Raw genomic sequence first — 12,345 nt, 5'->3', positions numbered from 1 at the left:
TTAAAAGCAGTGCAGCCCACATAAAAAAGCACGTGCTACAGCCAAACTCAGGAGAAGAGGCAATATGACTCAGACCAAACAAGGAAATTTCAAGAAAAAACTGCTGGCCCTCGCCGTACTGGCGCCAGCAATGGCCATCACCGCCTGCTCTAACGACGGTGCTTACATTCCCGGTGAAGAAGCGGGCGAAAAAGCCGGTGTGGCCTACGACGGCTACCTGCGCGGCGCAACCGTTTGTGCAGACGTAAACCTGAACAAGCAGTGTGACGAAGATGATCCCAACACACCTGATGTTAACGAGGCCGAGCCCAGCACCACAACCGGTGAAGGCGGTTTCTTCCTGCTGACAGGCCTGACCCCGGCCCAGGAACGTTACCCGCTGGCACTGGAAGCCATCGCTGGTGTAACCGTTGATGAAGATACCGGTGAAGCGGTTACCGAAAACTTCAACTACGTAGCTCCGGCGGGCGCTACAACCGTATCCGGCTTCTCTACCATCATCCAGGTAGAAACCGAGCGCCTGATCGCTGAAGGCAGCAGCCCGGCAGCCGCCGAAGCCAAAGCCAAGGCAGACCTGGCCGCCGCTCTGGGCGCACCGGAAGGCACAGACCTGGCTAACTTCGACGCCGTAGCCGTCTCCAAGGCTAACGGCAGCGACTCCAACCTGGCCACCCAGCTGCGCGTAGTTAACCAGGTAATCACCAAGCAACTGGTTGCAGCTGTAGCTCAAGCGAACAGCTCCGTAACCGGCGCTTCCGCAGGTGCCATCCTGGCCGCCGCCACCAACAAAGTGACCGAGAAAGTAGCGGTTATCAAGCAGGTGGTTGATGCCAAGCTGGCCGAAGGCGGTGTTACCGGCCCGGATATCACTGGCGAGCAGCTTGCTGCCATCGCAGACGAAGCCGTAGCTGACAACACTACCGCTCCGGAAGCCGTCACCGTTGACGACGTAAACGATGCAGCCGAGGCCATCACAGCCGCGCAGGAAGTCATCAAAGAAGCCATCGCTGAAGAAACCCAGGAAGAACAGGAGCCGGCTGAAGAGCCAGGCACCGGCGCAACTGGCGCAACTGGCGGCGGTCAAGGCGCAGCCTAAACCCCAAACCGCAAAATAAGTACCGGGGGTCAGACCCCCGGTACATTTCCCACCGCAAAATGTATCGGGGGTCTGACCCCGAAATCCCCAAGGAAGTCTCTACCGGATGAAAGCTTTATTCGCACTGGTTCTGCTCATCAGCCTGGGCGGCTGCGCCTTTATACCTGGCGCCCATGTACCCTATGAAAGCGAAAGCGATGACAGCACCAACCTGGACGACATGGTAAACATCCACACCATCACCCCCAAACTGCTCCAGGAACGAATGGCCAAGCCAGACACCACGCCGGTGTTCAACCACCAGCTGGAACTGGAAATCCAGGATTACGACTACACCGTAAACCGGGGCGACATACTCAATATCACCGTATGGGACCACCCGGAACTCACTATTCCCGCCGGATCAGACCGCAGCCCGTCTGAAGCCGGCAACTGGGTGCACAGCGACGGCACCATCTTTTACCCCTACGTGGGCGAAATCAAAGTCGCCGGTTTGAAAGTCACCGAAATCCGCGACATCCTGCGCAAAGAGCTCGCCAAATACATCGCCTCGCCACAGGTAGACGTAACCGTGGCCTCATTCCGCTCCAAGCGCGTGTACATGACTGGCGAACTGAAACAACCCGGCACCCAGCCCATCACCAACGTACCGCTTACCCTGCTGGAAGCCGTCAGCAACGCCGGCGGCCTGAGCGATGCGGCCGACTGGACCAACGTAACCCTTACCCGCAACGGCGAAACCAAACGCTACTCCCTGCGGGACCTGTACCGCCAAGGCGACACCCGGGAAAACATCCTGCTGCGCCCCAACGACATCATCCACGTAGCCCGTAACGACGCCGCCAAAATCTTTGTACTGGGCGAAGTGGGCAAACCCACCAGCCTGAACATCGGCCGCTCAGACATCACCCTGGCCGAAGCCCTGGCCGATGCCGGCGGCTTTGCCCAGGCCACCGCCGATGCCAGCGGCGTCTTCGTAATCCGCAAAGCGGCCGAAGAAAGCGGCAAAATTGCCGACGTGTTTCAGCTACACGCCCGCAACGCCACCGCCCTGGTACTGGCCGACCAGTTCACCCTGCAAGCGCGGGACATCGTGTACGTAACCGCCGCGCCCATCGCCCGCTGGAACCGCCTGATAGCACAAATCGTGCCCACCGCGCAGGCTGTGTACTTCTTCGCACGGGCTGAAGACGAAGTTACCGACAACTAACACCGCATGTTCAACAACATCCTCATCGTATGCGTAGGCAACATCTGCCGCAGCCCCATGGCCGAGTACCTGCTCAAAGCCAGGCTGCCGGCGGATAGCGGCAAACAAGTCCACTCCGCCGGCATCGGCGCGCTGGTGGACAAACCGGCCGACGCCACCGCGCAGGAGCTGCTGCAAGAGCAGGGCATAGACGCAAGCCCCCACCGGGCCCGGCAAGTAACACAAGAGATGCTGGCCAGTGCCGACCTGATACTGGCCATGGAAGACGGCCACCTGAAGCGCCTGCACGAAATCGCCCCGCAAATCCGCGGCCGCGCCTTCCTGCTGGGCAAATGGCAGAACAACCAGCCGGTGCCAGACCCCTACCGGCAACAGCGCCCCGCCTTCGAACACGCCTACAAACTGATCGACCAAGCCTGCGACAGCTGGCTCAAATACCTGGGTAACTGAATTACATGACAGACAACACAACAACCAGCATTGCAACCCCGCAAGACGACGAAATAGACCTGCTGGCCCTGATAGGCACCCTGTGGGACGGCAAATGGCTGATTGCCGCCGTAACCGTAGTGTTCACCGCCATCGGCGTGTTCTACGCCCTGATTCAGCCGCCGGTGTACCGCGCCAACGCACTGATCCAGGTAGAAGAGAAAACAGGCGGCCTGCCGGGCATGGAAGACCTGGGCGGCCTGCTGGAAACCACCTCTAACGCCAGCACTGAAATCGAACTGATCAAAAGCCGTCGGGTACTGGGCCAGGTAGTGGACAACCTGAACTTGGACATCGTTACCAGCCCGGATTATTTCCCCGTAGTAGGCGCCACCCTGGCCCGCCGCTTTGGTGGCCAACCGGGAGAACTGGCCGAGCCCAAATGGGGCGAAGGCTACGCCTGGGGCGGTGAAAAACTCACCATCACCCGCATGGACGTACCCGGTGGCTCTGGCAGCTACATCCTGCAAGCAGGCGAAAACGGCCGCTGGACCCTGCTGAACCAGGACGAAGAGCCGGTACTGGAAGGCCAAACCGACACCCCGGCCGATGCCAACGGCTTCGGCGTAATGGTCACCGAACTGCACGCCCGCCCCGGCACCCGCTTCAACGTAACCAAGCGCACCCAGTATGCTGCCACCATGTCTCTGCAGGGGCAGGTAAGTGCCAGCGAAAAAGGCAAAGGCTCCGGCATCATCGAACTGGCCCTTGAGCATACCAACCCGGCCATGGCCGAAGCCATCCTGGCGGAAGTGGGCCAGAACTACGTACGCCAGAACGTAGAGCGCGCCAGCGCCGAAGCCGCCCAGTCCCTGGAATTCCTGCGAAGAACCCTGCCGGAAGTAAAGCAGGAACTGGAAGCCGCCGAAGAGAAGTTCAATAACTACCAGGTGCAGGAAGAAACCATCGACATCAGCGCCGAAGGCTCGGCAGTGCTGGACCAGATCGTCAACCTGGAAGCCCAGATCTCACAGCTGGAATTCCAGCGCGCCGAAATTGAACAACGCTTTCAGCCCACCCACCCGCGCTACCGGGCCTGGGCTTCTCAAATGGCCGAACTCAAAGGCCGCCGCGCCGAACTGGACGCCCGCATCGGCCGCCTGCCAGAAACCCAGCAAGAACTGGTACGCCTGCGCCGTGATGTGGAAGTGGGCAACAAAATCTACCTTCAAATGCTCTCTAACATCCAGCAACTGGACATCGCCCGGGCCGGCACCGTGGGCAACGTACGGGTAGTGGACGACGCAGTCGTAAACACCCAGGCCCCGGTAAAGCCCAAACGCGCCCTGATAGCCGCCGTGGCCCTGCTGCTGGGCGGCATGATCGGCACCGGCATCGTACTGGTACGGGCCATGCTCAACCGCGGCATCGAAAACCCGGACGACATCGAAAAACTCGGCCTGCCGGTCTACGCCACCGTGCCGCTGTCTGACACCCAGGAACAGATGGCCAAAAAGAAACGGGGCCGCCAGGACCGCACCTCCGGCCTGCTGGCTGTGGTCAACCCGGCCGACCTGGCCGTAGAAAGCCTGCGCAGCCTGCGCACCAGCCTGCACTTCGGCATGATGGACGCCCGCAACAACATCCTGATGATCTCCGGCCCCAGCCCCGGTGTGGGCAAAACCTTTGTGTCCGTTAACCTGGCCGCCGTCATGGCCATGGCCAACCAACGGGTACTGCTGGTAGATGCGGACCTGCGCCGCGGCTTCTCCCACGATGTCTTTGGCGTAAGCAACCACAAAGGCCTGTCGGACCTCCTGGCTGACAAAGCCACACTGGAAGAAGCCACCGAACACAGCGGCGTAGAAGGCCTGGACTTCATCAGCCGCGGCACCGTGCCGCCCAACCCGTCTGAACTGCTGATGAGCAAGCGCTTTGACGAGTTCCTGAAACAAGCGAGCGAAAACTACGACCTAGTGATTGTAGACACCCCGCCCATCCTGGCAGTGACAGACCCGGCCATCGTAGGCAAGCACGCCGGCACCACCATGCTGGTAGCCCGCTTCGGCGCCAACCCGGCGAAAGAACTGGAACTGACCAAGCGGCGGTTTGAGCAGAATGGCATAGAGGTGAAGGGTGTGATCTTTAACGCTGTGGAGAAGAAAGCCTCTAATTACGGTTATGGTGGCTACGGCTACTACAACTACGCCTACAAATCCGCAAAGTAAGCAGGCTACAAAGGGGGCTGCCCCCACGCACCCAAACCAGCAGGCTACAAAGGGGTCTGACCCTACGAGGTCAGACCCCCCCAAGGCCAGCGACGAACTAAAAGCCCGGTTTTTTGCCACGGAATCCACGGAAAAACACGGAAAGAAAAGCTTTTAGCCACGGACACTCACTGACGCTCACGGACAAAGACCAGCGCCCCCACAACCAGCAATCTACAAAGGGGTCTGACCCTACGAGGTCAGACCCCACCCAAAGCCAGACACTCCCCCAAAGAGTAGTACTCTCCCAGTGAGCCTTAAGCAACAAGCCATCACCGGCGTAAAGTGGAATTTTGTACAGCAATTCAGCGTACAAATCATAAACTTCGGTGTTCAAGTCATATTGGCCAGGCTGCTGATGCCGGAAATGTTCGGCCTGATTGCCATGGTCATCGTGTTTATCTCCATCGGCACAGCGCTGATGGACAGCGGCATGACCAGCTCGCTCATCCGTACCAAAGAGCCAGACCAGACAGATTATTCCACTGTATTTGTCACAAACCTGATCGTAAGCTTTGCAGTCTATGGAGTTGTCTTCCTGTCTGCGCCCTATATCGCCGCCTTCTACGATCAGAACGTCCTCACAGACATAATCCGCCTGCTCGCGCTTAGCTTCGTCATCCGGGCTTTTGTAGCAGTACACGTAGCAAAGCTCACCAAAGAAATGAACTTCAAGCTGCAAATGCAGCTGCAAATCCCCGCAACAATCATGTCGGGTATTGTTGGCGTTACCATGGCGTACATGGGCTATGGAGTGTGGAGCCTGGTATGGCTCAATCTCGCGCAGGCGATTGTGTTTACCGTCCAGAACTGGGTGTTAATACCCTGGAAGCCGTCGTTGGTTTTCGACAAAGAGCGCTTCAAGTACCACTTCAAGTTTGGATACAAGCTAACGCTTTCGAGCCTGATCGATACCGTATACAACGACGCCTACCGAATCGTGATCGGTAAATTCTACTCTCCGGCTCAGGTTGGGTATTTTCATCAGGCTGAAACCTTGCGCTTGTTCCCCGTGAACCAACTTAGCGCGGTGCTTGGGAAGGTTACATACCCGTACTTTTCGAATATTGACAACGATGTAGCCTTAAAAAGCGCATATAGAAAAACCATGAAGTTGGTAATGTTCGTCACGCTTCCAGTAATGTTGTCGTTAATATTAGTGGCTGAAGAGGGTTTTCGTTTCGTGTTCGGCGAAAAATGGCTACCTGCCGTTCCCTATTTTCAGTTGCTCGCAGTGGCGTCTATCATAAGGCCGGTCAGTTCATATAATTTGAATATTTTGAAAGTAAAAGGCCGCAGCGACTTATTTCTCTTGGTCGAGATTATAAAAAAAATCATAGGGGTTCTTTTCCTAGTGGTTGGTCTGGCGTTTGATGTGATCGGTCTTGTTATTTCTTTAGTTGCATTTTCGTTTGCTTCCTATCTCATAAACTCAATCTATAGTGGGAAGTTGATAAGCTATAGGTTACTGGAACAGGTTAAAGATCTAGCGGTTGTCGTAGCAATTGGCATATCAACCTTTGCGTCTCTCTTTTTGGCTAAGAGTTATCTGGATCAATTTTTGAGCTCAGACATCATCTCAATTCTGATCTTTGGAACACTTCTACCGATACTATACGCTGGACTCTGTGTTCTCCTAGATAGAGAGCTAAAGAACATTGTTTGGAGCTTAAGAAAGTGAGTGTTTTTACTTCAGATATTCTATTCACTGGCTTCTACGGTCAAAAAAATACGGGTGATGATGCCTTTGTTGAGGTTGCGGCTTGGGGTGCTAAGCAGTATTGGCAAGTAGAGCGACCGACCTTCCTGGCACGAAAAAACAGTCTTCCGATAACCCAGAACACGATGAAAGGGTACCCTTTCACTCTCCCAAGGAGTTACCACCTCCAGAATCAGCTACTGCTTAGAAACACGAAATGCCTAATCTCCGCTGGCGGCTCAACCATACATAGCAGGCTCGCAAAAAGAAATATCAAAGCTATGGCCACAGAGCGGAAGCGGAATGGGGGAAACTTAAAGCTGGGCGCGATTGGCGTATCAATCGGGCCGTTTAAGAATACAGGGGATGAGAAAGCGGTAGCGGTATACCTGAAGGACCTAGATTTTCTGGCTGTTCGTGATCAGCAGTCGTTCGAGTATGTCGAGCAGCTTGATCTTCCTTATAAGCCGGTGAACGCCTTTGACCTTGCCGCTTTGTTGCCTGAAATCTACACCTCAAAACCCGATACTCAACGAGAGGATGGGCGAAAGGTTATTGGTATTAGTGTCTGCCCGTATGAAAGTATTAGTAATCCAGGTGCAATCGCTAATGAACAGAAGCGCCACAGAATGCTCTGTGAGCTTTTGGCTGATATCCAAAAGAAGCAAAATGTGCACTTCAAGTTTTTGGAAATCAACGGCCATGCACGTATCGGCGACTTAGAGCTGACGAAACGAACGATAGCAGACGCTAAGCTGAAAAATTTTGAGATAGTCCCTTATCAAAGGGAGACGATGGCCATGTGGAACGAAGTGAATAGCTGTGACTTTATGATCTCAACTCGTTTACATGCTGCAATATTTGCCTGCTTTGCTGGAGTGCCTTTTATACTTAATGAATATCATAGAAAGTGCGCTGATTTTCTGAATACGGTCGGATATCACGAAAATTACCGAATTTATGATAGTGAGTATTCAATAGAAGAAACTTCAAGCATGATAGTTAAGGCAGTTAACCGGGAAAAGTTTATAGAGCCATCAAAGAAGGAATCTGTGAGATCCAAGGCCCGGCTCAATTTCACTGGGGTGGAATTTTAAAATGTTCTCAGTCGTCATCCCCCTCTACAACAAAGAACTCAGCATCCGAAACACCATCCAGTCGGTGCTTGATCAAACCTGCCAGGATTTTGAGATTGTTGTTGTTAACGACGGTTCCACCGACAACAGTGCTGCGGTGGTCGAAGCCATCGAAGATGACCGGATTCGGCTGATCCATCAGAAAAACCAAGGCGTTTCCGCTGCGCGGAACCGGGGTATAGAGGAAGCTCGTTGCGAGTGGGTTGCCTTTCTGGATGGTGATGACCTGTGGGACGAGTCGCATCTTCAAGAGATTTCATTAATGATGCAGAAGTTCCCGGACGACAAGGTTTTTGTGACGTCGTTTGAGTATTCAGATAAGCGGCCGATGTTCAGGCACCCTCGTAGCGAGCCAATTTTTAAGGTAGAGAATTACTTTAAGGAAGCTATGAAGGAAAGCTTGATGTGGACCAGTATTGTGGTGGTTCATAAGAGTTGCATTGATGTGGTTGGCGGGTTTAATGAGAAGCTGAATCGTGGCGAGGACCTGGATCTTTGGGCTCGGTTGGCTAGGGTGTATCAGGTTATTAAAAGTGAAAAGGTGACAGCCGTTTACAATACATCTGATGGCGCATCGCTGTCTAAGGGTAAGTCTGATTACGAAAGGTCAATACTTTCGAAAATTAATTTACGGGGGCTGAAGTCGTTTGAGCGTAAATATTTCAAGAAGATGATCGTCAATAGACTTAAGTTAGACATAAAAACGTTGGACTTTAAAGAGATTTTTATACTTCTCGTTAAGCATAACATCGAGATTTTCATTAGGTGATTCAGGATTCTTTAGGCCTAAAAATGATCTATCTCTGTATCCGCTTCACTGAACATCCTACTCAATAAGCCAAAACCCATGAAAATCGCCATCCACCACCGCCCCGGAAGCTTCTCTGACCGCTGGATCGCCTATTGCGAAAAGACAAGCATTCCCTACAAACTCGTCAACGCCTTTGACAGCGACATAGTTGAACAGCTGAGCGATTGCGATGCTTTCATGTGGCACCACCATCACGCGGTGTATAAAGACGTGGTAGCAGCCAAGAAGATCCTGTTCGCGCTGGAGCACGCCGGAATTAAGGTGTTCCCGGATTTCAAAACTGGCTGGCACTTTGACGACAAGGTTGCTCAGAAGTATTTGCTGGAAGCTATCGGTGCGCCGTTGGTACCGAGCTATGTGTTCTACGACAAGCAAGAAGCGCTTGCGTGGGCCAAGGCTACAATCTATCCCAAGGTCTTCAAGCTCAAGGGCGGTGCAGGTGCGGCAAACGTGCGCCTGGTTCGCTCCGAAGGCGAGGCAAGAAAGCTGATCGGCAAAGCTTTCGGGAGGGGCTTTCCGCAGTATGATCGCTTTGCGGCGCTGAAGGAGCGGTTCCGAAAGTTTCGGCAAAAGCAGGCTTCGTTGTTTTATGTGCTGAAAGGCATTGGGCGCCTACTGTACACCACAGATTTTGCCAAGCAGCAGCCCAACGAAAGAGGATATGTGTACTTTCAGGAATTCATACCTGGCAACGATTCGGACCTGCGGGTGATTGTTATTGGGGGCAGAGCCTTCGCCGTTAAGCGGTTCGTTAGAGAGAATGATTTCCGGGCGTCAGGTAGTGGGGCTATAGAGTTTGGCCGGGAAGCTATGGACGAGCGGTGTGTGGCGTTGGCGTTTGAGGTTAATAAGAAGCTTGGTGCCCAGGTAGTGGCTTATGACTTTGTGTACGACGAAACGGGAAACCCTTTGATTGTGGAGATTTGTTATGGGTTTGCTGTAGAGCCTTATGATGCTTGTCCGGGGTATTGGGATGAGGGATTGAATTGGGTTGAGGGTGGGTTTGTTCCTCAGGAATGGATGGTGGAAATTATCTCTAAAGATTAGAGGTGCAGGAATGAATACGATGAGTTTAACCCAAAAAACTGTTCTGGGAGGCTGTAAACCAAATTATGACACTGTTTTAGACGCCAGTGGCACCTTCATTAATGGTTCCTCTAAATTTTATAGATTTCTTGCTTCTTTTATCTTTTTTATAAGTTTTGATGTTTCAGATTTAAGGTTTTAAATAGAGCGTTCTGTTAAGTCCCAAGCCAGGCAGTTTTTTATGATTCGTAAGCCGATGATTTACTGTATTGTTTTTTTATTTTTTATGGCTTTTGCGTCTCTTTTGATGTACCAGTTTTCGTCGGTCTTTACTGGTGATCATCACTTGCTTTTCGCTCTAGTTTTGTTTTTTGTCTCAGTTGTTTTATTTTTCTATATTAGAAGGTGTGTTGATATAAGGGCAAAGCCGTTTTCTTTGAGTGTGCTCTTTTTGTTGTCATACGCAATTGTTTTTTTTCAGTTTCCCATTGATGTATATCTGGGTAGCTATTCAGATGAATCGATTTATGAGGTCTTAATTTTCGATAATTCCGTTTTTTTAAAATCTGTTTGGTATGCGCTAATTTTCTTCATCTTTATTTGCTTGGGTATGGCGTTTCAGGCGGTTAAGCTAAGAAATATTAAAGGTTCGATTTGTGTCAAGGGTACATGCCCCGAGAAGTTTTTCTTTTTGTTGTTTTATTTTTTTCTTGTTCTGCATCTAGTTACTATGGATTCAGGTTATTATAGTGGTGGTCGGAAGGGGGATCTTCAGGGCTTAGCCGGTAGTGTTCTTGGCTATTTCATTTTGCTCATGCCAATTTGCTTCGGTGTTGTTATTTATAATTTTAAAGTTTCTGGCCCGAAGGTTAGGCTAGGTTTTCTTGGTTACATTAAGCTATTTCCGTTGACTTTTGTCATTGTAATTTTGGCTTTTTCTTTTATGACTTTCCTTGCTGGTGATAGGGGGCCGGCGATACGTGCGCTAATGCTTCTTGTGGTTGGTTATTTTGTCGCCACAGAAAGGAGTGTTTCATTGTTTGCATTCATTGCTGTTATTGTTAGTGCTGGAATTTTTTTGAGCACTGTCAAGGCAATGGGGTCAGTTGGATATCAGGGGGATGTAATTTCAAGCTTTTTCAGTGCATATGAAAGGTTGTCGATTTCTAATAAATTTACTTCTATATTTCCTGCAACGGCAGAGTTGTCTGGCTCGTTTCGTTCGTACAATACAGCTTTTAGTCTTTGGGAGTCTGGGCATAGCCTTTATGGTCTTGGGGTTGTGGCAGGAATCCTAATGAGTATTCCATACGCTGTTACTGTGTTTATGAAGCTGTTTTCTTTAGAGAAGGTCGACATCAACGTATCACACACAGTTACCTCCCAAGCGGGCGAAAGCTATGGCCTAGGCAACTCGGTTGTTGGCGATGCGTTATTAAATGTTGGTTTTGTTTTGTCGCTTTTAGTTGCATTTTTTATGGGTAGGCTTTTCCTGAAAATTGATTATAGATTTTATGTCAGGGTGAGTAGTGTTTATTGGTACGTGTTGGGTTTCTATTTTATAATGAGTTCCGTTTCTTTGGCGAGGGGGTCAATTTTTCCAACATTAGGTAACAGTGTTATGTTATGTTTTATTGTATTTGTTGTGAGTTTCATGGCAAAGAGGTTGGCGAGGTAGCTATAATCAGCTCAGTCGGTGATTTTTAATATGAGAAAAGTTGCAACGTTATTAGTTAGCACGATCTCCGGAGGGGGAGCGGAATCAGTCTGTCTAAATATCGCGAATGGTTTAGTTATGCGAGGTTGGGAGGTTGATCTTCTTGTTTTGCATAGTGGTAAAAATAGCTATATTAGCCGCTTGTCTAACAAGGTGAAATTGGTTGAGCTAAAAGCGAGGCGCGCACGTTATGCGGGGCCAGCGGTCCTTTGGTACCTGATCAAAAATAAACCAGATAGTTTGGTTGTTTTTAAGTATGAGCTTATAGATTTGCTCATCATTCTTAAGATTATTTTCCGGTTAAATCTGGATGTAATTGGACGAAATATAAGTGTTTTCGGAAAAAAGAAAGAAGCAAAAGTCGGTATTCGACAGAAAATAATCAAAAAACTGTTCGGTGAGCCTATAGAGCGCGTGGATTGCGTCATCAACCAGTCCTACGAGATGCAGAAAGACCTTCTGAAGCACTTACCGTCATTGAAAGATAAAAGTGTCGTCATCCACAACCCAGTCAGCGCTCACATTGAGGAATACAAAAAGGCCGACCAGCCAGTTAGAGCTTCGGAAACCTCACCTTATATCCTGTGCGTCGGCAGACTGGAAGAGGTTAAAGCCTTCCATCACGCCATCAATGCATTTGCCATAGTTGCCAAAAAACACCAGAGTTTGCGCTTGAAGTTTGTCGGTGATGGCAGTTTAAAGCCTGCATTGGTTGCCCAGGTGACTGGGCTTGGGTTGGAAGGCCGGGTTAACTTCGAAGGTTTTCAAACGGATGTTATCCCTTTTTATGAGAACGCCAGCCTGACGTTGCTCACGTCGAACTATGAGGGCTTCCCCAATGTTCTGATTGAGTCGATTGTGCTTGGCACTCCTGTCGTTTCCTTTGACTGCGAAAGCGGTCCCCGCGAAATTCTGGATTACGGTCGGTATGGCAAGCTCGTGGAGCCCGGGAAC

The 12,345-nt window shown here is 51.0% G+C and carries 10 protein-coding genes; all 10 read left to right on the top strand.

Annotation, left to right across the window (positions count from 1 at the left end):
• Positions 1–64: 64 nt before the first annotated feature.
• Entirely contained in the window at positions 65–1,096 is a 1,032-nt protein-coding gene (locus AQ621_RS09495) for a hypothetical protein (protein WP_058341262.1), read from the top strand.
• A 106-nt stretch (positions 1,097–1,202) separates the two neighbouring features.
• Positions 1,203–2,306 (top strand): polysaccharide export protein, encoded by a 1,104-nt coding sequence (locus AQ621_RS09490; RefSeq protein ID WP_058341261.1) that lies wholly within the window; start codon positions 1,203–1,205, stop codon positions 2,304–2,306.
• 6 nt (positions 2,307–2,312) lie between these two features.
• On the top strand, positions 2,313–2,756 hold the full coding sequence (locus AQ621_RS09485) for a low molecular weight protein-tyrosine-phosphatase (RefSeq protein WP_058341260.1): 444 nt from the start codon (positions 2,313–2,315) through the stop codon (positions 2,754–2,756).
• Positions 2,757–2,761: 5 nt separating this feature from the next.
• Positions 2,762–4,963, top strand: coding sequence for a polysaccharide biosynthesis tyrosine autokinase (locus AQ621_RS09480; RefSeq protein WP_058341259.1), 2,202 nt, complete (start codon positions 2,762–2,764; stop codon positions 4,961–4,963).
• 289 nt (positions 4,964–5,252) lie between these two features.
• Positions 5,253–6,683 carry a lipopolysaccharide biosynthesis protein gene (locus AQ621_RS09475; protein WP_058341258.1) on the top strand — a complete coding sequence of 477 codons (1,431 nt, stop codon included), beginning with the start codon at positions 5,253–5,255 and terminating at the stop codon, positions 6,681–6,683.
• Positions 6,665–7,798 (top strand): polysaccharide pyruvyl transferase family protein, encoded by a 1,134-nt coding sequence (locus tag AQ621_RS09470; RefSeq protein WP_058341257.1) that lies wholly within the window; start codon positions 6,665–6,667, stop codon positions 7,796–7,798. The genes AQ621_RS09475 and AQ621_RS09470 overlap by 19 nt, the downstream gene beginning before the upstream one ends.
• A gap of 1 nt (position 7,799) precedes the next feature.
• Positions 7,800–8,606 carry a glycosyltransferase family 2 protein gene (locus AQ621_RS09465; RefSeq protein ID WP_058341256.1) on the top strand — a complete coding sequence of 269 codons (807 nt, stop codon included), beginning with the start codon at positions 7,800–7,802 and terminating at the stop codon, positions 8,604–8,606.
• A gap of 78 nt (positions 8,607–8,684) precedes the next feature.
• Positions 8,685–9,695: an ATP-grasp domain-containing protein gene (locus AQ621_RS09460; protein WP_058341255.1), complete on the top strand. Its 1,011-nt coding sequence runs from the start codon at positions 8,685–8,687 to the stop codon at positions 9,693–9,695.
• Between the two features lie 220 nt (positions 9,696–9,915).
• Positions 9,916–11,352, top strand: coding sequence for a hypothetical protein (locus tag AQ621_RS09455; protein ID WP_058341254.1), 1,437 nt, complete (start codon positions 9,916–9,918; stop codon positions 11,350–11,352).
• A gap of 30 nt (positions 11,353–11,382) precedes the next feature.
• On the top strand, positions 11,383–12,345 hold a 963-nt coding region (locus AQ621_RS09450; protein WP_145840274.1), incomplete at its 3' end, for a glycosyltransferase.

Source organism: Marinobacter sp. P4B1, assembly GCF_001447135.1.
Lineage (GTDB): Bacteria > Pseudomonadota > Gammaproteobacteria > Pseudomonadales > Oleiphilaceae > Marinobacter > Marinobacter vinifirmus.
The sequence above is the reverse complement of the archived record's forward strand: the minus strand, read 5'-3'. Positions and strand labels throughout refer to the sequence as shown.